Below are 21,595 nucleotides of genomic sequence, written 5' to 3'. Positions count from 1 at the left end.
CCGTCAGGACTGGGACTGGAGCTCGGAGATCACGTCGCGGGCGGCGGAGAGGGCGCCGTTGGCGGCGTCCGAGGAGGAGATCGGCTTGGCGTCACCGTCTTTCTCGTCGCCGCCCGAGAAGTGGACGGTGACGAGGACGTTCGCGAGGCGGGCGTTGGCGACGGCGTCGCCGATCCCGGAATCGTCGACCGTGTAGACGACGTACGCCTGTTCACCGACGCCGCTCACGCCCCGGCTGTCCCGCACCTTGACCGTGTCGGCGAGCTCCTTGCCCGCGCGGTCGGACTCCCACTCCTGGCCGAACGTCCGGGTCGCCACGCCGGTCGCGCTGGTCGCGCCGTCGGCGGTGAGGGCGCGCAGCTCGACGGTGAGCTGCCGGCGGGTGTTCCCGAAGAGGCTCCACGCGCATTCGCTGTGCTGGTCGGGCTGGGCGCCCTGGCTCATCTCGGTGGCCTCCGCGCCCGGGGTGAGCTGATCGGCGACCTTCTGGCTCAGCGCCGTGCAGGCGTCCGGGACGATGTCGCGCTCGGAGCCGTCGGGTGCGGTCATCGGCGAGCTCTGCGGTCCGGTCCCGGCCTTGACGGCCGTGGTCCGGGCCTTGCCCGGCCGCAGGAGCGCGAGGGCCGCGACGGCGCAGACGGCGACGACCAATGCGAGGACGCCCGCGACGGCCCAGACGCGTCTGCGGCGTCCGGCCGGGCGGGGGGCGCGACGACGGCCACTCACCAGATCTCTCCCCCTCGAGTCATATGTCCTGATTCGCCAGGAAGGTGAGATTTACTGGTGAGGGTATTGCAAGATCTCGATTACGTCTGCGCCCGAACAGGAAGGGACCGGTCCAAATCCGCCGATCACAGCAGGTGGTCGACCGGCGAGTCCGCCCAGCGGGCGCCGACGCCCGTGATCCGGACGGTGCGCTCCTCCGTGTCCCCGCGCTCGATCGTGACCTCGAGCCGGTCCTCGGACAGCTCCTCCACCATGCCCTCGCCCCACTCGACGACGGTCACGGCGTCCTGCAGGTCGAGGTCCAGATCGTCGACCTCGTCCAGCCCGCCGAGGCGGTAGGCGTCGACGTGCACCAGCGCGGGCCCGCCGGCCAGCGACGGGTGGACCCGCGCGATCACGAAGGTCGGCGACGTGATCGGCCCGCGGACCTTGAGCCCGTCGCCCAGGCCCTGGGTCAGCGTGGTCTTGCCCGCGCCGAGCGGCCCGGACAGCACGACCAGATCGCCGCCGCGCAGCGCTGCGGCCAGCCTCCGGCCCAGCTCGCGCATGACCTCATCGGTGGGCACCGGGATGGGTTTCACGCCGACCGCTCCTCCTCCGCGACAGGGCGCACCCGGTCGATCAGCCGGATGAGCGCCCGGGTTACGACCTCAGGGTGCTCCATCATCGTGACGTGGCCCGCCTCGGACAGCTCCACGAGCTCGGCGTCCTCCAGCACGGCCGCGATCGTCCGCCCGTGCGCGGCGGGCGTCAGCCGGTCCTCGTCACCGACGACGACCAGCGCGGGCAGGTCCTTGATCACCTGCAGCGCCGCGAGCTTGTCGTGGGCGGCGAGCGTCGGGTAGAACTCCGCGATCACGTCGATCGGCGTCGAGCGGATCATCTGCTCGAGGAAGTCCACCACCGTGGGGCTGACGTGCTTGTCGCCGAACGCGATCCGGCGGGTGACCATGAAGGCGACGTCCGCGCCGACCTTCCGGCCGCGCTCGATCAGCTCCGCCCGCTTGCCCAGGCTGCGCGTCACCCGGGGCAGCGCCGCCTTGAAGACCTTCCCGAACGCCATCGGCAGGCCCAGGCTCAGCTCCGCCAGCTCGCCCGACGACGTGTTGACCAGGGCGACGGCGACGATCCGGCCGTCTTCGAACAGCTCCGGATGGCCGTCGGCCAGCGCCATGATGGTCATGCCGCCCATGGAGTGGCCGACCAGGACCACCGGCGTGCCGGGGTCCACGGTGGCCTCCAGGACCGCGAGCAGGTCCGCGCCGCACTGGTCGACGGTGGCGTGGGTCAGGTCGCTGCGGCCGGACCGGCCGTGGCTGCGCTGGTCCCAGAAGACCATCCGCAGGCCGTCGTCGCGGCCGAGGTCGCGCCGCTGGTAGTGCCAGCAGTCCTGGTTCAGGCAGTAGCCGTGGCAGAAGACCACGGTGAGGGGGGCGTCGTCCGGGCCGTCGATCTCGACGTGCAGGGGCACGCCGTCGCTCGCCTCGACGGTCAGCGGCCGTCCGTGCAGCTCGCCGAACGGCTCGCCGGCGTCGGGGTCGGGGGTCAGCCGGGCCCGTCCGACGGCGTACTTGCGCGCGGCGACGACCGCGCCCACGCCGACCGCGCCGGCCGTGCCGACCGCCGCGCCGATCAGTCCGATGCGCTTCTTGTTCATGCGGGGGATCCTTCGTACGCGCGGGGGACGCGTGCGCCGATGCGGGTCACGATCTCATAGGAGATCGTGCCGAGCAGGTCGGCCCAGTCCTGAGCGGTGGGCTCGCCCCGGTCGCCCGGGCCGAAGAGGATCACCTGGTCGCCCGCGTGGATCTCGTCGTCGCCCACGTCGATGACGAACTGGTCCATGCAGACCGTGCCGGCGATGCGCCGCCGGCGGCCGGCCGCCCAGACCTCCAGGAGGTTGGTCCCGCCGCGCGGGATCCCGTCGGCGTACCCGAGGGGCACGACGCCGAGGGTGGTCTCCCGGTCGGTGGTGTACCGGTGTCCGTACGAGACGCCCGTGCCGGGGGCGACGCGCTTGGTGACGATCAGCCGCCCGGTGAGCGTCATGGCGGGCCGGAGGCCGAAGTTGTGGTCCTCGCGCCCGTCGGAGGCCGGGTGCGACGGGATCGGGCTCAGGCCGTACACCGCGATGCCGGGCCGTACGAGGTCGTAGCGCGCCTCCGGGATCGTCAGCGTCGCGGCGGAGTTGGCGATGTGCCGGACCTCGGGGCGCACGCCGGCCTTCTCGGCGAACTCGACGGCCTCGTCGAAGGTCCTGAGCTGGGCGGCGATCGACGGGTGACCCGGCTCGTCCGCGCACGCCATGTGGGACCAGATCCCGACCACCTGGACGCACCCCTCCGCCTGGGCGCGGAGCGCGGCGTCCACGACCGACGGCCAGTCCTCGAGCGTCGCCCCGGCGCGGGACAGCCCGGTGTCGATCTTCAGGTGCAGGCGCGCCGTACGGCCCGCGCGGGCGGCGGCGGCCGCGATGTCCTCGACGACGTGCACCGAGCTCGCGGCCAGGTCGACGTCGGCGGCGACGGCCTCGTCGAACGGCTCACCCGCGCCGTGCAGCCAGCACAGCAGCGGTGCGTCGACGCCGGCCCGCCGCACGGTCAGCGCCTCGGCCAGCGTGGCGACGCCGAGCCGGGAGGCCCCGCCCGCCAGCGCGGCGCGAGCGGCCTGGATGATGCCGTGCCCGTACCCGTCGGCCTTGACGATCGCCATCACCTCGGCGCCCGCGGCCTTCTCGCGGAGGACACCGACGTTGTGGCTGATCGCCGCCAAGTCGACGTGCGCTGTTGCGGGGACGTTCATCATCATGACCTCCAGTGTGGCAGCCGCCGGGGTGAGCTCCGGCCATCCGCGCCGAGGCGACGGTGGTCGGCCGCACACGACGGGCTCCGGCCGTCCGCGCCGAGGTGACGGCGGTCAGCCGGACACGACGCGGAACGCGGCGGGCAGCGCGTCCAGGACGTCGTACGCGCTGATCGGCGCGGCGCCCTCGCCGTACGGGTCGGCCGACAGCCGCGCGGCCAGGCCGTGGAGGTACGCCCCGGCGGCGGCCGCGTCGATCGCCGGCATGCCGCCGGCCAGGAGCGTGCCGGTGAGTCCGGACAGCACGTCGCCGCTGCCCGCCGTCGCCAGCCAGGGCGTGCCGGTGGGGTTCACCCGCACCGGCCGGTCGGCCTCGGCGATGAGCGTCGTCGAGCCCTTGAGCAGCACCGTCGCGGCCAGTTCCGTGGCGGCGCGGCGCACGTGCTCCAGCCGCCGCGCCTCGACCTCGTCGGCGTCGGTGCCCAGCAGCCGGGCCAGCTCCCCCGCGTGCGGGGTCAGGACGGTCGGCGCGCTCCGCCACAGCAGGTCGCGGCGCCGCGCCAGCACGGTCAGCCCGTCCGCGTCGACGAGCACCGGCAGCTCCGTGGCGAGGACCTGGGCGAGCAGCGCCTCGGCCCGCTCGTCCGTGCCCAGCCCGGGGCCGGCGACCCACGCCTGGACCCGCCCGATCTTGTCGATGGAGTCCCCGATGACCGTGGTGATGGTCTCGGGCCAGCGGTGCCGGACCAGCTCCACCGGGTGTTCGGAGGAGGCGAACCGCACCATGCCGGCCCCGGCGCGCACCGCCCCGCCGACCGCCAGGACGGCGGCTCCGGTGAACGTCTCGCTGCCCGCCAGGATGCCGACGACGCCCCGCCGGTACTTGTTCGACTCCCCGGTCGGGCGGGGCAACCGGGCGGCGACGTCCTCGGCGACCGGCGCGCACACGTCCGGGTCGGGCAGGTACGGGCCGAGCCCGATGTCGATCAGTTCGACCACGCCGGCGTGGTCGGCGCCCGGGTCGACGAGCAGACCGGGCTTGTACGTCCCGAAGGTGACGGTCACGTCCGCCCGGACCGCGGGGCCGGCGACCTGGCCGGTGCTCGCGTCGATGCCGCTCGGCAGGTCGCAGGCCACCACGATCGCCCCGCTGTCGGCCGCGCGCCGGGCGAGACCGGCGTACGGCTCGCGCAGCCCGCCCCGGCCGCCGATGCCGAGCATGCCGTCGATGATCAGGTCGGCCCGGTCGATCCCGTCGGCGACCCGCTCCTCGTCCGCGACGGGCAGCACGCGGCCGCCGGCGGCGCGCAGCTCGGCGAGCCCGCCCTCGTGGGCCTTGGTCCCGGCGATGATCGCGGTGACGCCGGCGCCGCGCCGCGCCAGGCCGGCGCCCGCGTACAGGGCGTCGCCGCCGTTGTCGCCACTGCCGACCAGCAGGACGACCCGCGAGCCGTACACGCCCAGGCCCGGCTCGCTCCGCGGCCGCAGGATCCGGGCGCACACCGAGGCCAGGCCGGCCGCGGCCCGCCGCATGAGCGTCCCCTCGGGCAGGCGGGCCATCAGCGCCTGCTCGGCGGCCCGGACCTTGTCGACCTCGTGCGCGTACCGCATCACGCTCGCCTCCTCATGGGACGTTCTCGCCACGATCACCGCTGCGAATCCCTCATCGGGCGTTCTCCGCCATCACCACCGCGACGGCGACGCCGCCGTCATGGCTGAGCGACACGTGCCAGGTGGTGACGCCCAGCCGTTCGGCCGCCTCCTGGACGGTGCCCGTCACGTGCAGGCTCGGGCGGCCGTCCTCGGCGCGGCGCACCTCCGCGTCGGTCCACCGCAGCCCGCGTGGCGCGCCCAGCGCCTTGGCCAGGGCCTCCTTGGCGGCGAACCGCGCGGCGAGGGACCGCGGGGGCAGCCCGCGTTCACGGTCGGTGAAGAGCCGGACCGCCAGGCCCGGCGTGCGCTCCAGCGACCTGGTGAACCGGGCGACGTCGACGACGTCGATCCCCACTCCGACGATCACTCGACCAGGTTTATCACTCCGGGAGTACGGGGGCCGCGTGGACGTGGTCGACGGCGGGCGCGCCGGGATGGTCGACCAGCCACGCGACGCGCTCACGGGTCTCCTCGTCGGCCGGCGTGTAGACCGCCATCCGGGTCTCCGGCGCGGCGGTGACCGCGAAGTTCACCACCGACAGCCGGATCTCGCCGACGGAGGCGTGCCGGAAGATCTTCACACGCGTCGAGGGCACGGCGACGTCGTGCGCCGCCCACATCCGCGCGAACTCGGGGCTCGCCGCCGACAGGCGCTCGACCAGCCCGGTCCAGGACGGCTCGCCGAGGTGCCGGGCGAACGCCGCCCGGAACATCCCCACCATCTGCGGCAGCTCGGTGTCCCGGTTGAGCATCTGGTTGCAGCACTCCGGGGTGACGAACATCCGCCACAGCAGGTTGCGGGGCTTGGTCTCGTCGGCCTGCTGAATGGCCGGCCACACCGCGGCGTAGGCGGTGTTCCAGGCGAGCACGTCGTACCGGCTGGACATGACGGTGGCGGGCAGCGGGACCAGGCCGTCGAGGACGGTCTGCACCTGCGGTTCGAGCCGGTCGTGCGGCGCCCGGCCGGGCATCGCGGCCACGTCCGCCAGCCGGTACAGGTGCTCGCGCTCGGTCTGGTCGAGGCGGAGCGTACGGGCGATCGCGTCGAGGACCTGGCCGCTCACGTTGATCGGGCGGCCCTGTTCGAGCCAGGTGTACCAGGTGACGCCGACCCCGGCGAGCTGGGCGACCTCCTCGCGGCGCAGCCCGGGTGTGCGCCGACGCAACCCGGCCGGAATGCCGACGTCGGCGGGGGTGATGCGGTCCCGTCGGCTGCGCAGGAAGGCGGCCAGCTCGGTCCGCCTCCGGATGGTCGTCGTGCTCACCCGTCCATGGTGCGGCATGCCGGACGTCCGTGCCAGGTGCTGTCAACACCAGTATCAGTGGGCTCTCACCACCCGTATCGTTCCGCCCGCAGGCTCGGCGCATGGCCCAGATCACCCTCGACGCCCCCGCGGCGCACGCGCCGATCCGCCGCGGCGGGTTGCTGACGCTCATCATGCTCGGGCAGTTCATGGCGGTCCTCGACGTGACCGTGGTCAACGTCGCCGCCCCCACCATCCGTACCGACCTGCAGGCGTCCGGCGCGGGCCTGCAGCTCGTCATCGCCGGCTACACGATCGCGTACGCCGTGCTGCTCATCACCGGGGCGCGGCTCGGCGACATCCTCGGGCACCGGCGCGCCTTCCTCGGCGGGCTGGCGGTCTTCACCGGGGCGTCCCTGGCCTGCGGGCTGGCCGGGAGCACCGGCCTGCTCATCGGGTTCCGGCTCGTCCAGGGCGCGGGCGCCGCGCTGATGGTGCCGCAGGTGATGAGCCTGATCCAGCGCAACTTCACCGGCGCCGCGCGGGCCCGCGCGCTCAGCGTCTACTCGGCCGTGCTGTCCGGCGGCGCGGTCGCGGGCCAGGTCATCGGCGGGGCCCTCGTCAGCGCCGACCTCTTCGGCACCGGCTGGCGGCCGGTGTTCCTGGTGAACGTCCCGATCGGCGTGGCGCTGCTCGTCCTCGGGCCGCGCGTCCTGCCGGGCGACCGCGGCGAGCGGGGCCGCCGGCTGGACGTTCCCGGCGTGCTCGGCCTGTCCGCGGCCGTCGTCTGCTTCGTCGTGCCGCTCGTGCTCGGGCACGAGGAGGGCTGGCCCGGGTGGGGCTGGGCCATGCTGGCCGGCAGCGTCGTCCTGTTCGCGATCTTCGTGGTCCTGCAGCGCCGCGCGACCGCGCCGCTGATCCCCGGCCGGCTGCTGCGCACGCCCGGCGTCCTCGTCGGCGGTGCGGCGATCTTCTTGGCCATGGGGACGTTCGGCGGCTTCCTGTTCAGCCTGGCCCTGCACCTGCAGGGCGGCCTGGGCGACAGCCCGCTGCACGCCGGGCTGTCCTTCATCCCCGGGGCGGGCGGATTCGCCCTGGCGAGCCTGTACTGGCGGCGGGTGCCCGCCCGGTGGCACCGCCTGCTGGTCCCGGCGGCGTTCCTCGTCGCGGCCCTCGGCTACCTGGGGCTGGCGGTCTTCCAGCACGGCGGCGCGGGGCTGGAGGCGGCGATGGCCCTGACCGGCCTCGGCCTGGGCGGGGCGTTCAGCCCGATGCTGACGCTCGCGCTCGCGCAGGTCCCGGTCGCGGACGCGGCGGACGCCAGCGGCCTGCTCGTCACGATGAACCAGCTCTCCCAGGTCGTGGGGGTCGCGACGTTCGGCACGGTGTTCCTGAGCATCGCGCCGCCGACCGGCCACGCCCTGGCCGTGACGAGCGTCGCGCTGGCCGCGACCGCCGTGCTGGGCGGCTGCTGCTCCCTCCTGGCCGTACGGCCCCAGCGCGCCGCCTGAGGTCGGCCTCGCCGGGCGGCCGCCGCCGGGCGGGGTCAGATGCGGCGCAGGCGTACGCGGTGGATCCGGTGGTCGTGGTCCTTGCACAGGACGAGGGTGGCGCGGTCCCGGGTGGGCAGGATGTTGGCGACGAGGTTGACCTCGTTGATCTCCCGCCACATCCGCTCCGCGTACGCCGCCGCCTCGTCCGGGTCCACCCGCGCGTACGGGTGAAAGTAGGAGCGCTCGTCGGTGAAGAGGGTGCGCCGGAGCGCGAAGAAGCGGTCGATGTACCACTGGCGGGCGTCATTCACCCGGGCGTCCACGTAGATGGAGAAGTCGAACAGGTCCGACAGCGCCAGACCGCCCGGCCGGGCGGTCTGCAGCACGTTGAGGCCCTCCACGATGAGGATGTCGGGCCGCCGGACGACCTGCCGGGCCTCGGGGACGATGTCGTAGGACAGCGGGTCGTACACCGGGACGGACAGCTCCGCGGCACCCGCCTTCACCGCGGAGACGAACCCCAGCAGCGCGCGGCGGTCGTACGACTCCGGGAAGCCCTTGCGGTTCATCAGCCCGCGCTCGGCCAGCGTGGCGTTCGGATAGAGGAAGCCGTCGGTGGTGACGAGTTCGACCTTCGGCTCGCCGGGGCCACGGGCGAGCAGCGTCCGCACCAGGCGGGCCACGGTCGACTTGCCGACGGCGACGCTCCCGGCGATGCCGATGACGAACGGGGTCGGGGCGACCGGGTCGCCGAGGAAGGCGCCGACCGCGTCCCGCAGGCGGCCGTCGGCCGCGGCGAACAGGCCGATGAGCCGCGCCAGCGGCAGGTAGACCTCCTCGACCTCGGCGAAGTCGGTCCGGTCGTTCAGGCCGCGCAGGGCCTCCAGGTCGTCCGGGGTGAGCGACAGGGGCGTCTCGGCGCGCAGCGCCCGCCACTCCTCGCGGCCGAACTCCACATAGGGGCTGGGCATACCCTCCCCATCAGCGATCATGGAGGAAACCTTAGCCTTTACTGAAGTTAACTTCTGGTGACCTTTGCCGGAACTGGACGGTCGGGGCGGCACTGGTCTACCCGCTCACCTGGAGCCATTAGGGTGGCGTGCCATGTGCGGAATCGTGGGGTACGTCGGGTCGCAGGCCGCTCTCGACGTCGTCGTCGACGGGCTCGCCAGGTTGGAATACCGAGGGTACGACTCGGCCGGCGCGGCGGTGCTGGCCGACGGGAAACTGACGGTGACCAAGCGGGCGGGCAAGCTCGTCAACCTGCGGGACGCGCTCGCCGAGAGCCCGCCGCCGCAGAGTCGCGCGGGCATCGGCCACACCCGCTGGGCCACACACGGGCCGCCCAACGACCGCAACGCCCACCCGCACGTCGACTGCACCGGCGCGGTCGCGGTCGTGCACAACGGCATCATCGAGAACTTCGCCGCCCTCCGCGTCGAACTGGAGGAGCGCGGCCACGAACTGTCCTCCGACACCGACACCGAGGCCGTCGCGCACCTCCTGGAGGAGGAGGTGACCAAGGGCGCCGGCCTCACCGAGGCGATGCGACGGGTCTGCGGGCGGCTCGAGGGCGCGTTCACGCTGGTCGCGGTGCACGCGGGCGAACCGGACCTCGTCGTCGGCGCGCGCCGCAACTCACCGCTCGTGGTCGGCGTCGGCGCCGGGGAGAACTTCCTCGCCAGCGACGTCGCCGCCTTCATCGCGCACACCCGCGACGCGATCGAGCTGGGCCAGGACCAGGTCGTCGAGCTGCGCCCGGAGGGCGTCACCGTCACCGACTTCGCCGGCGCCCCGGCACCGGTGAAGGAGTACCACGTCGACTGGGACGTCTCCGCCGCCGAGAAGGGCGGCCACGACTACTTCATGCTCAAGGAGATCGCCGAGCAGCCGCGGGCGGTCGCCGACACCCTGCTGGGCCGGGTCGGCGCCGACGGCCGGCTGACCCTCGACGAGATGCGCCTGTCCGACCAGCAGCTGCGCGACGTCGAGAAGATCATCATCGTGGCCTGCGGCACCGCGTACCACGCCGGGATGATCGCCAAGTACGCCATCGAGCACTGGGCGCAGATCCCGTGCGAGGTCGAGCTGGCCAGCGAGTTCCGCTACCGCGACCCGATCCTCACCCGCACCACCCTGGTCATCGCGATCTCGCAGTCCGGCGAGACCATGGACACGCTGATGGCGGTGCGGCACGCGCGCGAGCAGCGCGCCAACGTGCTCGGCATCTGCAACGTCAACGGCTCGACGATCCCCCGCGAGTGCGACGGCGTGCTGTACACCCACGCCGGCCCGGAGATCGCCGTGGCCTCGACCAAGGCGTTCCTCACCCAGCTCGTCGCCGTGTACCTCATCGCGCTGTACCTCGCGCAGGTCCGGGGGACCAAGTGGGGCGACGAGGTCTTCGCCATGATCCAGCTGCTCGCCACCATGCCGGAGAAGGTCGAGGCGGTCCTGGGCACCGTCGAGCCGGTCCGCGAGCTGGCCCGATCCCTGGCCAACGAGCGTTGCGTGCTCTTCCTCGGCCGGCACGTCGGCTTCCCCGTGGCCCTGGAGGGGGCGCTGAAGCTCAAGGAGCTCGCGTACATGCACGCGGAGGGCTTCGCCGCCGGCGAGCTGAAGCACGGCCCGATCGCGCTGATCGAGCAGGACCTGCCGGTGGTGGTCGTCGTGCCGCCGCGCGCCCGGCCGATCCTGCACGACAAGATCGTCTCCAACATCCAGGAGATCCGCGCCCGCGGCGCCCGTACGATCGTCATCGCCGAGGAGGGCGACGAGACCGTCGCGCCGTACGCCGACACGCTGATCCGCGTCCCGGCCGTGCCGACGCTCCTGCAGCCGCTCGTGGCGACGGTCCCGCTGCAGGTCTTCGCCTGCGAGCTGGCCACCGCGCGGGGCCATGACGTGGACCAGCCCCGCAACCTCGCCAAGTCCGTCACCGTCGAGTAGCCGATGGCGCGCTACGCCGCCCTCCTGCGGGGGGTGAACGTCACCGGCAACAGCAGGCTCGCGATGGCCGACCTGCGCGCGTGGCTGGCCGAGCTGGGCTACACGGACGTGCGCACGCACCTCAACAGCGGGAACGCCGTGTTCACCGCGCCGGAGGAGCCGACGGAGCGGATCGCCGCCGCGATCGAGGACCGTCTCACGGCCCGGCTGGGCCGTGCGGTCCCGGTCGTCGTACGGACCGCGGCCGAGCTGGCCGCGGTGGTCGAGGGCAACCCCCTGGAGGTCCGCGACCCGGCCAGGTCGGCGGTGGCGTTCCTGGCCGAGCCGCCGGCCCCGGAGCGACTCCGCGCCCTCAAACCAGCCGAATTCGCCCCCGAGGAGGTCGGATTGGGCGAATCGGTTCTTTATCTTTACTTCCCCAACGGGCAGGGCCGCTCGACCCTCGGACCGACCCTCGAGCGCCGCCTCGGCGTCCCGATGACCGTCCGCAACTGGAACACCGTCACCAAGCTCCTGACGCTCACAGACGCCTGACGCGTGACGGCCCCGGCGAGCGCCGGGGCCGTCCGTGCCGGAGATCAGAAGATGTTGTCGTAGCGGTAGGCGGTCCAGTCGACGGTGCCCCGCCGCTCATCCGTGCTCAGCTGGTAGATCTGATGGGCGACCGGGGTCTCGCCGAAGTCGTAGGCCCAGTAGGTGCCGGCGCTTCGGTCCGCCCACTTCTCGAAGAGACGGACGTGGCCGGCGGCGTTCTCCGTGCCCGGGCCGAGGATCCCGGTGTAGTCGCCGGGCTGCATCTCGGTCCGGGGGATCTCCGTACCGACTTCCGGAAGAGTCACCGTGTTCCGACTGTCGGTGAGGTGCAGCGCCATCGACACGAAGCCCGAGCAGTCCGTCCGGTACGTATGGTCGGCGCTGTCCGGGTCGCCGTACTGGCCTCCCATGTCGTAGTCGATCTTTCCCCTGTTGTCGTACCAGTACTTCGCCCGGCTGATGACCTCGGCGCGGGAGATCGGTCCGCCGCGAGTGCTGAGCCCCCGCTCGGGGAGCGCGTCCTCCGGGTCGGTGGTCGCGGTCGGGTCGGCGGCCGAGACGTCGGAGTTCGCCGTGGTGTCCGGCCCGGAGGCCGTCACCTCGTAGGACGCGGCCTTGGCGAAGGACGTCGTCGAGGCGGTCGTGACGGCCGCGGTCAGGGTGCACAGGATCGCGATGGCGACCGTGACGACGTGCCGCAGCACCCTGCGGGGGGACGGGTCGCCGTGCTGATTCGGTGATCTCACCGGAATCTCCTTTCAGGGGATCTGATTCCGCTGCTCCCGCCTTCGTGCGGGAGCCACAGTCACCTGGATAAGGGACCCGTTGTTTGATCGGGCGACTTCATTGTTCGCTCGTTGATTGATCTGCCGCCGTACGCGGCTGAGCCCGTATTCCTGGCGATCGCTGCGCTCTAGACGCAGCGATCGCCAGCGCGATGAGCCAGAAACAGGCCGTGCCGGTCATCAACGGACAACGCTTCGTGCCTGGCGGCCCGGCCATCCACTCCACCAGGTCTCCTCGTAGAGCCTGAGCAGGACGATCAATGCTTGGCGGACGCGGCGCGGCAGACGCTCAGGCTCACTGACGCGCGCCGGCGGCGAGGGAGCCGAGGAGGCTCAGGGCCTCGCTGCTCGGCGAGGCCGGCTCCGCGTGGTAGACGACGAGCTCCTGGCCGGGGCTGGAGCGGACGTCGAAGGTCTGCATGGACAACGTCAGCGGTCCGACGTCGCGGTGGTGGAAGCACTTGCTCTCCAGCGCCTTGCCCCGGGCGTCGTGCCGGGCCCAGAGCCGGGCGAACTCCGGACTCTCCTCGAGCAGTTCGGTGAGCACCTGGCGGATCCGCGGATCGTCGGGCGCCTCGCCGTAGCCGAGCCGGAAGCCGGCCACCGAGTTGCGCGCGACGTCGTGCCAGTCCACGTAGAAGCTTCGTGCGGCGGGCTCGGTGAACACGACGTGCATGAGGTTGCGCGAGTGCGCCCAGTCGTGGAAGAGCGCGTCGGCGATCGCGTTCGACGCGAGGACGTCGAAGGCGCGGTTGTAGACGATGGCCGGGTTGTTCGGCCAGGCGCTCATGAGCTGCAGGAGATTCGGGTCGACGTGGTCGTTCACGGCGGCGCTGCGGGCGCGTGGGCTCAGTCCGGCCAGGCGGAACAGGTGCAGGCGGCCGTCCTCCGGCAGGCGCAGGGCGACGGCCAGGGCCTCGACCACCTGCGCGGACGGTGTGCGTTCCCGGCCCTGCTCGAGACGGACGTAGTAGTCGACGCTGACGCCCGCCAGCGATGCCACTTCCTCGCGCCGCAGGCCGGGGACCCTGCGGTGCCCCATGCTGGGAACGCCGGCCTGCTCAGGCGTGACCTGTGCCCGCCGGGCCTTGAGGTAGGCGCCGAGATCGGAGGAGGTCATGCCGCCATCGTAGGTCGCGGGCCGGCCCGCTTCCTGGGTGCGCTACTCCCAGGGAGGATCGCTCCCTTCCCCACCTCGGCCGGCGCCCCCAGTGTGGTGGTCATGCCAACGAACCGCCCAGGGGCCCAGACCCCACCCGAGCACAAGGTCGTCCTCGTCACCGGGGCCAGCAGCGGCATCGGCGAGGCCATCGCCGCCCGGCTGGTCCGCGAGGGACACCACGTGGTCGCGGGCGCGCGGCGGATCGACCGGTTGCGGGAGCTCGCCGAACGCACCGCGCGGGAGGCCGCCCACGCCGGCGGCGGCATGCACCCGGTGCCGCTCGACGTGACCGACCGTACGAGCCTCGGCACCTTCGTCGAGTTCGCGCGCGACCGCTTCGGACGGGTCGACGTCCTGGTCGGCAACGCCGGGGTCATGCCGCTGTCGCGGCTGGACTCCCTGCTGGTCGACGAGTGGGATCGCATGATCGACGTGAACGTACGCGGGCTGCTGCACGGGATCGCCGCGGCCCTGCCCGTCTTCACCGAGCAGGGCGGGGGCCACTTCGTCACGATCGCGAGCATCGGCGCCCACCAGGTGGTGCCCACCAGCGCCGTCTACTCCGGGACCAAGTACGCCGCCTGGGCGATCACCGAGGGCCTGCGCCAGGAATCCGATCCCTCGATCCGCGTCACGACCATCTCTCCCGGAGTGGTCACCTCCGAGCTCGCAAACTCCATCACCGAGCCCGGCGCCGCGGCGGCCATGCGGACCTACCGGGCGCATGCCATCGAGCCGGACGCCGTCGCCGAGGCCGTCTCGTACGCCCTCGCGCAGCCGCCCGGCGTCGACGTCAACGAGATCGTCGTACGGCCGGCCCGCCAACGCTGACCTGCCCCGCAGAAGAAGACCATGAAGGAAGTCATGAGCACCACTCACGAGAACTCTTCCCTCCCCGCCTCCTGGGACCTGACCGGCCGGGTCGCCGTCGTCACCGGCGCCGCCCGCGGCATCGGCCACGCCACGGCCGTCCTGCTGCGTGCACGCGGTGCGCGGCTGGTCGTCACCGACCGCTCCGAGGCGGTCGAGGAACTCGCCGCGAGCGATCCCGACAACGTGGCGGCGCTGGTCGGCGACGTCGCCGACGAGGACCTCGCGCGGTCGACCATGCGGCTCGCCACCGACCGGTTCGGGCGGCTCGACATCCTGGTGAACAACGCGGGCCGCACCCTCAACAAGCCGATCACCCAGACCACCGTCGAGGACTTCGAGGGCATCCTGCGGGTCAACGCCCGCGGCAACTTCGTCCAGGCCCGCGAGGCCTTCCGCGTCATGGAGGCCGGTGGCGGCGGTGCGATCGTCTCGGTCGCCTCGGTGTCCTCGGTCGTCGCCTTCGAGACCCAGACGGCCTACGCCGCGTCGAAGGGCGCCCTGGCGCAGATCACGCGCGTGCTCGCCATCGAGGGCGGCCCCAAGGGCATCCGCTCCAACGCCGTGCTGCCCGGAGTGATCGACACCGACATCATGGAGGGCGTCGTGGAGGACGGCCGCGAGATGCTCGCCTCCTTCGGCCCGGCCCACCCGATCGGCCGCATCGGGCGTCCTGAGGAGGTCGCCGAGACCATCGCGTTCCTCGTGTCCGACGCCGCGAGCTTCGTCACCGGCGCGCTCGTCGCCGTCGACGGCGGATGGACCGCCCAGTGAGCGGGCCGGTCTTCGTCGTCGGCGCCGTCGGGCCGGGACTCACTCATGAACCCGACGACGTCGCCGAGCACCTCTGGAGTCAGCACGCCTCACGGACGGAGACGGTGAGCGTCCTGACCTGACCCCCCCGCGCCGCCCGCACCGGGCGGCCTGCCGCGAGCGGCCCCGAACGGCGGCGCCGTGGCGGAGCCTGACGGCTTCCGCCCGGCGCCGCGGTGTTCAGAGCCGGTCCGGGTCGATCGCCTGCGCCATGGCGCGGTAGCCCGCGTCGTTCGGGTGCAGGTGGTCTCCGCTGTCGTACGCCGCCCGGATGGCGAGCGGGTCCGAGGGGTCGGCCAGCGCTCGGTCGAAGTCGGCGACCGCGTCGAACGCTCCGGAGGTCCGGATCCAGTCGTTCACCCGTTCCCGATCGGCCTCGGACCGCCGGCCGTAGTGGTCCGAGCCCTTCATCGGCAGCAGCGTGGCTCCGAGCACCCGCACGTGCCGCGCGTGCGCCTGCCGGATCAGCGCGCGATACCCAGCGATGAGATCGTCGGCGGAGACCTGCGGATTCGGCTTGTAGGTCGGCTTGTCCACCTCGCTGAAGCCCAGGTCGTTGATGCCCTCCAGCACGATCACCGTGCCGACGCCGGGCTGGTCGAGGACGTCCCGGGCGAACCGCGCCGAGGATCGCTCCCCGTACCACGCGGAGTCGTTGAGGACCAGGTTGCCGCCGATCCCGGCGTTCAGCACGGCCTGCTCCCGGCCCAGAGCGGTCAGCCGCGCGGCGAGTTCGTCGGGGTAGCGGTGGTTCGCGTCGTCGCTCGAGCCGAAACCGTCGGTGATCGAGTCGCCGAAGGCGACGACCGCACCGCGTCGCGGCGGGCCCCCTGCCGTCTCGACCCCCGACAGGTAGTACCAGGAGTGCGTCCGGTCGGCGTAGACGGTCCCGGTCGCGTCCTCGGTGTGATCTCCCGTCGCCCGGTACGTCGTGGCGTAGGCCTGTGAGTGGAAGGTCGCCGGCCCGGTGGTGCCCGCGAAGTAAAGGGTCACGGTGAGCGATTCGAGGGGACGCGTGCGGAAGGCGACCGCGTCACTGCGCACGTCCCCCCGCGCGGGGATCGACACCGACCGCGACCGGCCGAAGGCCAGCCGCCGGACGGAACCGGCCCGCACCGCCGCGCCCGTCCCGGCGCGGGCGATCGTCGCGGCCGTCACCGTCACCGGCGAGGTGCCGTAGGCGTTGGACAGCCGGATCCGTACGGTCGTGCCGCCGGTGGTGACGCGCACGGTCTGGCGGACGCTCTGGCCGGAGAAACCGGCCTCCGCCCAGTTCGGCTCGAATCCCGTGCTGGGGCGCTGCGGCGCGGCCGACCAGGCGCCCGTCCAGGCGGAGACCTGAGTGTCCGCCGTGGCCGGCCGTCCGGACGGTTGCAGGGCGAGGAGCCCGATGGCGAGCGCGGACAGTGCCGCGGCGATCGATCGTGTGAGGTACCGCATGACTTCTTCCGTTTCGTAGGTCGGGTCGTCAGAGCCGACGGAGGGCTCCGCCGTCGACGGCCCACCCGGATCCGATGACCTGACCGGAGAGTGGTCAGCGCGCCGTGCGGCGGCGCAGGAACAGAGCGGTGAGCAGGGCGCCGGCCAGCACGATGGCGGCGTTGGCGAGGACGGCGAACCGGACTCCGCCGAGGACGGCCTGGGCGTGCGGGCCGCCGAGCGCGCTCGTACGGGCGGTGGCGATCGCACTCATGATCGGGATGCCGATCGTGATACCGATCTGCTGCGTCATCGTCGCCAGCCCGGTGGCCAGCCCCTGCTCGCCGTCCGGCAGCCCCGACGTCGCGGTCACCATGAAGGCCACGATCGCCAGCATGTTGCCCACGCCGCCGACGAAGGTGGCGACGAGGAACAGCAGGATCCAGCGGTGGGCGTCGCCGAGCGCGGCCAGTGACGCGGTCGCGGCGGCCTGCAGGACGAAGGCGCCGACCAGGGTGCGGTACGTGCCCAGGCGGGCGATCGTCCGGGCGCCGAACAGGCCGCCGACGACGGTCCCGGCGCCGAGGACACCGAACGCCAGGCCGGTGACCAGCGGCGAGTAGCCCAGCACCTCCTGCAGGTACAGCGTCATCAGGAAGACGAGCGACGTCTCGGTGAGGAAGGCGATCAGCCCGGCGAGGTTCCCCCAGACCACCGCACGCCGCCGGAGGATCCGCACCGGGACCAGTGGCGCCGCCGCCCGTGCCTCGGCGAACCAGAACGCCACCAGCAGCGCCGCGGCGACGGCGAACGCGGCCAGGGTGACCGGCGCGGTCCAGCCCTTCTCCCCCGCCGCCGTCACGCCGTACACCAGCGCGAGCAGCCCTCCCGTCACCGTGAGCGCGCCGGGAACGTCGAGCCGGGCGCCCTCGGAGGCGCGGCCGCCGGAGACGAGACGCGGTGTGCCCGTGAGGATCAGCAGCGCGATCGGCACGTTGACGAGGAACGCCCAGCGCCAGCTCAGCAGGTCGGTGAGCACGCCGCCCAGCACGGCGCCGGCGGTGAACCCGGCCGACATCAGCGCGCCGTTCAGCCCCAGCGCCCGGTCCCGCAGCGCCCCCTCGGGGAACGCGGTGGTCAGCAGCGACAGCGCGGCCGGCGTGCTGATCGCGGTGGCGACGCCCTGCAGCACCCGCCCGGTGAGCAGCATCGTCGGCGTGGCCGCGAGACCGCCGATCAGCGATCCGGCGGCCAGCAGCGCCATGCCGGCGAGGAACATCCGCCGTCGGCCGAACAGGTCCGCGACCCGCCCCGACAGCAGGGTCAGTCCCGCGGCGGGCAGCGCGAACCCGCTCGCGACCCACTGCAGCGCGTGCAGTCCGAATCCCAGGCCGTCGCCGACGGCGGGCAGCGCGACGTTGAGGATCGAGAAGTCGACGGCCAGCATGAACTGCGCGCCCAGCAACAGGACCAGGACCATGCGCTGCCGCGACGTCATCCGGGGCCGTACGTCGGCCCTCCCGGCGACCTCTTCCAAGACGGCCATGACCGCCCCTTTCGGTGATGAGAAGTTCGTCGGTGAAGAGACTGCGCCGCGCGGCGGGCCGTACCCAGCCCTCTGTCCCGCGTACGCCGCGGGTTGGTACCACTGGCAGGGTCAGGCTCAGCGCCGGGGAAGGCGACATACTCGGAGACATGGACAAACGGCCCGAACTCGGAGACTTCCTGCGATCTCGTCGCGCGCGGCTACGACCCGAGGACGTCGGGCTGACCCACTACGGCGGGCGGCGCCGGGTGCCGGGCCTGCGGCGCGAGGAGCTCGCCCAGCTCGCCGGCGTCAGCGTGGCCTACTACACGCGGCTGGAACAGGGGCAGAGCCAGAACGCCTCCGACGCCGTCCTCGACGCGATCGCCCGCGCGCTGAACCTCGGTGAGGACGAGCGCGCGTACCTGCACGGCCTCGCCCGTCCCGAACCGGCCGCCCGGCGGCGGCCCCGGCCGGAGCGGGTACGGCCCGGCGTACGGATGATGATCGAGTCGTTCGGGGACGTTCCCGCCATGGTGATCGGGCGGTGCACGGACGCCCTCGCCTGGAACCCGATGGCCCACGCGCTGCTCGCCGGGCACCTGGACTTCGACGCTCCCGACCGCCCGGCCGACCGGCCGAACATGGCGCGGCTGCTGTTCCTGGACCCGCACACCCGGGAGCTGTACGCGGACTGGCGGAAGAAGGCGCGGGACGCCGTGGCCTACCTGCGGCTGGCCGCCGGCCGCTACCCCGACGACCCGAATCTGACCGCGCTGGTCGGCGAGCTGGCGATGAAGAGCCCGGAGTTCGCGGCGTTGTGGTCGACGCACCCGGTCGGCGACTGCGCGTACAACACCCGCGAGTACCGCCACCCGCTGGTCGGCGCGCTGACCCTGTCGGAGGAGGTCATGCCGCTGCCGGACGACCGGGGCCAGCGCGTGATGGTCTGGTCGGCCGAGCCGGGCTCCCCGTCCGCCGCGGCCCTCCGCCTCCTGACCGAGGTCTCCGCCGAGACCGCCGACCGTCCGGAGACGGCGCCGACGCGGCGTTAGGGCAGGTTCCCGTGGACGACCGCGCCGCGCCGGAGCACCGTCTCGACGCGTAGCCGGTCGGACAGGACGACGAGGTCGGCGTCCTTGCCGGGATGGATGCTGCCCGTACGGTCGGCGATACCGAGCACGGTGGCGGGGGTCGTGGCCGCGGCGATCGCCGCCGTGGTGATCGGGAGACCGACGCAGTGGACCGCGTGCCGGACGGCGGCGTCCATCGTCAGGGTGCTGCCCGCGATCGTGCCGTCGGACAGCGTCACCCTGCCGTCGCGGGCGAACACCGGAACCGGCCCGAGGTGGAAGTCGCCGTCGGTCATTCCGGCGGCGGGGGTGGCGTCGGTGATGAGCGCGATCCGCTCCGCGCCCGCGGCGTTCACCGCGATGCGGACCGCCTCCTCGTGGACGTGGAAGCCGTCGTTGATCAGCTCGCAGGTGACGGCGTCGTCGGCGAGCGCGGCCCCGGCCGGGCCGGGGTCGCGGTGGTGGAAGTCGCGCATCGCGTTGAACAGGTGCGTCGCCAGGCGCGCCCCGGACGCGAACGCCTGCCGGGCCTGGTCGAAGTCGGCCGTCGTGTGCCCGACCGCGGCGATCACACCGGCCGAGACGACCTCGCGCAGCAGATCCATCCCGCCGGACAGCTCCGGCGCGAGCGTCACGACCCGTACGGTGCCGTCCCCGGCGGACAAGAGGTGCCGCAGCGCCGGGACGTCCGGACCACGCAGATTCCTTCCGGGCGGCTCACACTTCGCCGGGCTGTTTCGTCGGTGGAGGTAGGAACGGAAACGAGAAGGAGATCAGCATGGACGCCCGGTTCGACCACCGCAGCAACCCGGTCGCGGCCAAGGTCATCAAGTACATCAACTCGGCGAGCAGGGCCGTGGCGGACTCGACGCTGCCCACCGCGACTCAACAGCTGGTGGAGATCCGCGCCAGCCAGATCAACGGCTGCGCCGTCTGCATCGACATGCACACCAAGGACGCCGCGCACGCCGGGGAGACTGCGGTGCGCCTCAACCTGGTCGCGGCCTGGCGGGAGGCGACGGTCTTCACCGACGCCGAGCGCGCGGCGCTCGAGCTCACCGAGCAGGGCACCCGCATCGCCGACGCCGCCGGCGGCGTCACCGACGAGGCCTGGGCGAACGCCGCCAAGCACTACGACGAGGACCAGCTCGCCGCCTTGGTGTCCCTGATCGCCGTGATCAACACCTGGAACCGCTTGAACGTCATCACTCAGCAGCCCGCCGGCGACTACCAGCCCGGCCAGTGGGGATAGCACACCGCTTCTCGGGCCGTGAGGACGGACTCCAGCAGCCCGATCCCACCTGGCCTGACGCGCCGGCCTGGCGCCACCGACACTTCTCCAGAAGAACTCAAGGAGCAACCATGTCCGCCGACCTGATCGAGATCCCCGGCTACGTGGCCGGCACCTGGGCGATCGACCCGGCCCACTCCCACGTGGGCTTCGCCGTCCGGCACCTGATGATCAGCAAGGTACGCGGCCACTTCACCCACTTCGAGGGCCAGATCGTCACCGCCGAGGACCCGCTGAAGTCCGAGGTGACCGCCACCATCGACATGACCTCGATCGACACCGCCAACGCCCCACGGGACGAGCACCTGCGCAACGCCGACTTCTTCGAGGTCGAGCAGCACCCCACGATGACCTACCGCTCGACCGGCATCAGTCCTGACGGTGACGACTTCCTGATGGAGGGCGAGCTGACGCTCAAAGGCGTCACCCGGCCGGTCCCGCTGCAGCTGGAGATCAACGGCTTCGGTGTCGACCCGTTCGCCCCCGACCCGGCCGTGGGCGCCCGCGCCGGGTTCACCGCCACCGGTGAGATCGACCGGATGGAGTTCGGCATCAGCTACAACGGCCCGATCCCCGGCGGCGGCGTCGCCCTCGGGGAGAAGGTCCAGATCATCATGGAGATCCAGGCCGTCCTCCAACCCGCGTAGAGCCGTCGCGCCGGCCCTCCCATGGGGGCGGGAGCGCCTTCCGGGGACGGACCAGCCGGGTCCGGAACCTCCGGCGGCTCCCACCCCCCGGCCGTTCGAAGCTCTCCCACCACAGCCCGATCCCGCGACGTTGCCAGACGGGCACGTCATTGAAGTTGACGCCGCGCGCGAACAGCAGCTCGTTCTTGTCCGCGACATTCGTCCCGTGCAGGGTCCGCGTGGCCTGCCGGGCCGAGCGACCCGCACCGCGCAGGGTGCAGTAGCACCAGCCGTTCAGCGCACAGCGGGCGGCGTCCGCCGAGCTCGGTCAGCAGCGTGCGCGCCGCCTCGGTCATGAGCTCGGTGCTGACGGCCATCCAGAAGCGGTGGTAGGCGGCCTTGGTTCTGGTGATTGGCGGCCTCCGGTCCTGGAGGCTGGCGGCCCGTGGGGTGGTGGTGGGCGGCCATCGTGCCTGGTGGTGGGCGGTCAACCGATCTTGAGGTAGGCGGCCAGGGAAAATGGGAGCCGCAGTGTTGCGGAGTCAGGTGATCGGGGTGTGCTGGGCGTCGGGGGGGCGGCTGAGCCGAGAGTCAGGCTCCGGCGGTCGGCCGCCCGTACCGGCCACCCCG

Annotated in this window: 23 protein-coding genes; 9 read left to right on the top strand and 14 right to left on the bottom strand. The window is 72.6% G+C overall.

The window, feature by feature from the left end:
* Positions 1 to 3: 3 nt before the first annotated feature.
* The 7 genes from ABD978_RS11760 to ABD978_RS11730 form a co-directional block, all read right to left on the bottom strand.
* Positions 4 to 726 carry a hypothetical protein gene (locus ABD978_RS11760; RefSeq protein WP_345352929.1) on the bottom strand — a complete coding sequence of 241 codons (723 nt, stop codon included), beginning with the start codon at positions 724 to 726 and terminating at the stop codon, positions 4 to 6.
* 125 nt (positions 727 to 851) lie between these two features.
* Entirely contained in the window at positions 852 to 1,274 is a 423-nt protein-coding gene (gene tsaE, locus ABD978_RS11755; RefSeq protein ID WP_345353683.1) for a tRNA (adenosine(37)-N6)-threonylcarbamoyltransferase complex ATPase subunit type 1 TsaE, read from the bottom strand.
* A 29-nt stretch (positions 1,275 to 1,303) separates the two neighbouring features.
* The gene (locus ABD978_RS11750; protein ID WP_345352926.1) at positions 1,304 to 2,383 is read right to left on the bottom strand and encodes an alpha/beta fold hydrolase; all 1,080 of its coding nucleotides are present in this window, start codon (positions 2,381 to 2,383) and stop codon (positions 1,304 to 1,306) included.
* Positions 2,380 to 3,528, bottom strand: coding sequence for an alanine racemase (gene alr, locus ABD978_RS11745; protein ID WP_345353682.1), 1,149 nt, complete (start codon positions 3,526 to 3,528; stop codon positions 2,380 to 2,382). Before alr ends, ABD978_RS11750 begins: the two co-directional genes overlap by 4 nt.
* Before the next feature lie 114 nt (positions 3,529 to 3,642).
* Positions 3,643 to 5,139: an NAD(P)H-hydrate dehydratase gene (locus tag ABD978_RS11740; RefSeq protein ID WP_345353681.1), complete on the bottom strand. Its 1,497-nt coding sequence runs from the start codon at positions 5,137 to 5,139 to the stop codon at positions 3,643 to 3,645.
* A gap of 52 nt (positions 5,140 to 5,191) precedes the next feature.
* A complete protein-coding gene (locus tag ABD978_RS11735; protein ID WP_345352923.1) occupies positions 5,192 to 5,548 on the bottom strand; it encodes a holo-ACP synthase in 357 nt (118 codons plus the stop codon).
* A gap of 13 nt (positions 5,549 to 5,561) precedes the next feature.
* The gene (locus ABD978_RS11730) at positions 5,562 to 6,446 is read right to left on the bottom strand and encodes a helix-turn-helix transcriptional regulator (protein WP_345352920.1); all 885 of its coding nucleotides are present in this window, start codon (positions 6,444 to 6,446) and stop codon (positions 5,562 to 5,564) included.
* 101 nt (positions 6,447 to 6,547) lie between these two features.
* On the opposite strand from ABD978_RS11730, the gene ABD978_RS11725 reads away from it, so the two are divergent.
* Positions 6,548 to 7,936 (top strand): MFS transporter, encoded by a 1,389-nt coding sequence (locus tag ABD978_RS11725; RefSeq protein ID WP_345352917.1) that lies wholly within the window; start codon positions 6,548 to 6,550, stop codon positions 7,934 to 7,936.
* Positions 7,937 to 7,971: 35 nt separating this feature from the next.
* Here the strand turns inward: ABD978_RS11725 and coaA are convergent, their stop codons facing one another.
* The gene (gene coaA, locus ABD978_RS11720) at positions 7,972 to 8,910 is read right to left on the bottom strand and encodes a type I pantothenate kinase (protein WP_345352914.1); all 939 of its coding nucleotides are present in this window, start codon (positions 8,908 to 8,910) and stop codon (positions 7,972 to 7,974) included.
* 112 nt (positions 8,911 to 9,022) lie between these two features.
* Here coaA and glmS point away from each other — a divergent pair, with 112 nt between their 5' ends.
* Positions 9,023 to 10,867, top strand: coding sequence for a glutamine--fructose-6-phosphate transaminase (isomerizing) (gene glmS / locus ABD978_RS11715; protein WP_345352911.1), 1,845 nt, complete (start codon positions 9,023 to 9,025; stop codon positions 10,865 to 10,867).
* Between the two features lie 3 nt (positions 10,868 to 10,870).
* Positions 10,871 to 11,401 carry a DUF1697 domain-containing protein gene (locus tag ABD978_RS11710; protein ID WP_345352908.1) on the top strand — a complete coding sequence of 177 codons (531 nt, stop codon included), beginning with the start codon at positions 10,871 to 10,873 and terminating at the stop codon, positions 11,399 to 11,401.
* 44 nt (positions 11,402 to 11,445) lie between these two features.
* Here ABD978_RS11710 and ABD978_RS11705 read toward each other — a convergent pair whose 3' ends face one another.
* Positions 11,446 to 12,147, bottom strand: a complete 702-nt coding sequence (locus ABD978_RS11705; protein ID WP_345352905.1) for a hypothetical protein — start codon at positions 12,145 to 12,147, stop codon at positions 11,446 to 11,448.
* 334 nt (positions 12,148 to 12,481) lie between these two features.
* Positions 12,482 to 13,306 (bottom strand): helix-turn-helix transcriptional regulator, encoded by an 825-nt coding sequence (locus tag ABD978_RS11700; protein WP_345352902.1) that lies wholly within the window; start codon positions 13,304 to 13,306, stop codon positions 12,482 to 12,484.
* Between the two features lie 102 nt (positions 13,307 to 13,408).
* Here ABD978_RS11700 and ABD978_RS11695 point away from each other — a divergent pair, with 102 nt between their 5' ends.
* Genes ABD978_RS11695 through ABD978_RS11685 form a run of 3 tightly spaced genes read left to right on the top strand, consistent with a single transcriptional unit; the run spans position 13,409 to position 15,114 of the window.
* Positions 13,409 to 14,179, top strand: a complete 771-nt coding sequence (locus tag ABD978_RS11695) for an SDR family oxidoreductase (protein ID WP_345352899.1) — start codon at positions 13,409 to 13,411, stop codon at positions 14,177 to 14,179.
* 33 nt (positions 14,180 to 14,212) lie between these two features.
* Entirely contained in the window at positions 14,213 to 14,992 is a 780-nt protein-coding gene (locus ABD978_RS11690; RefSeq protein ID WP_345352896.1) for an SDR family NAD(P)-dependent oxidoreductase, read from the top strand.
* Positions 14,989 to 15,114 carry a hypothetical protein gene (locus ABD978_RS11685; protein ID WP_345352893.1) on the top strand — a complete coding sequence of 42 codons (126 nt, stop codon included), beginning with the start codon at positions 14,989 to 14,991 and terminating at the stop codon, positions 15,112 to 15,114. The genes ABD978_RS11690 and ABD978_RS11685 overlap by 4 nt, the downstream gene beginning before the upstream one ends.
* A 97-nt stretch (positions 15,115 to 15,211) precedes the next feature.
* Here ABD978_RS11685 and ABD978_RS11680 read toward each other — a convergent pair whose 3' ends face one another.
* A complete protein-coding gene (locus tag ABD978_RS11680) occupies positions 15,212 to 16,471 on the bottom strand; it encodes an SGNH/GDSL hydrolase family protein (RefSeq protein WP_345352890.1) in 1,260 nt (419 codons plus the stop codon).
* 94 nt (positions 16,472 to 16,565) lie between these two features.
* Positions 16,566 to 17,996, bottom strand: coding sequence for an MFS transporter (locus ABD978_RS11675; RefSeq protein WP_345352887.1), 1,431 nt, complete (start codon positions 17,994 to 17,996; stop codon positions 16,566 to 16,568).
* A 149-nt stretch (positions 17,997 to 18,145) separates the two neighbouring features.
* Here ABD978_RS11675 and ABD978_RS11670 point away from each other — a divergent pair, with 149 nt between their 5' ends.
* The gene (locus ABD978_RS11670; protein ID WP_345352884.1) at positions 18,146 to 19,030 is read left to right on the top strand and encodes a helix-turn-helix transcriptional regulator; all 885 of its coding nucleotides are present in this window, start codon (positions 18,146 to 18,148) and stop codon (positions 19,028 to 19,030) included.
* On the opposite strand, the gene ABD978_RS11665 is transcribed toward ABD978_RS11670, so the two are convergent.
* Complete coding sequence (locus ABD978_RS11665) at positions 19,027 to 19,683, bottom strand: N-acetylglucosamine-6-phosphate deacetylase (protein ID WP_425550693.1); 657 nt, start codon at positions 19,681 to 19,683, stop codon at positions 19,027 to 19,029. The genes ABD978_RS11670 and ABD978_RS11665 overlap by 4 nt on opposite strands.
* Positions 19,684 to 19,826: 143 nt before the next feature.
* On the opposite strand from ABD978_RS11665, the gene ABD978_RS11660 reads away from it, so the two are divergent.
* Both ABD978_RS11660 and ABD978_RS11655 read left to right on the top strand, forming a co-directional pair.
* The gene (locus ABD978_RS11660) at positions 19,827 to 20,300 is read left to right on the top strand and encodes a carboxymuconolactone decarboxylase family protein (protein WP_345352878.1); all 474 of its coding nucleotides are present in this window, start codon (positions 19,827 to 19,829) and stop codon (positions 20,298 to 20,300) included.
* Positions 20,301 to 20,410: 110 nt separating this feature from the next.
* Complete coding sequence (locus tag ABD978_RS11655; protein ID WP_345352875.1) at positions 20,411 to 20,986, top strand: YceI family protein; 576 nt, start codon at positions 20,411 to 20,413, stop codon at positions 20,984 to 20,986.
* On the opposite strand, the gene ABD978_RS43840 is transcribed toward ABD978_RS11655, so the two are convergent.
* Positions 20,952 to 21,239, bottom strand: a complete 288-nt coding sequence (locus ABD978_RS43840; RefSeq protein WP_425550708.1) for a hypothetical protein — start codon at positions 21,237 to 21,239, stop codon at positions 20,952 to 20,954. The genes ABD978_RS11655 and ABD978_RS43840 overlap by 35 nt on opposite strands.
* Positions 21,240 to 21,595: the final 356 nt, after the last annotated feature.

The organism is Actinoallomurus liliacearum (assembly GCF_039542035.1).
In the GTDB taxonomy this organism is placed as follows: Bacteria; Actinomycetota; Actinomycetes; order Streptosporangiales; family Streptosporangiaceae; genus Actinoallomurus; species Actinoallomurus liliacearum.
Note: the sequence above shows the minus strand (reverse complement) of the source record. Positions and strands in the feature narration are given on the sequence as shown.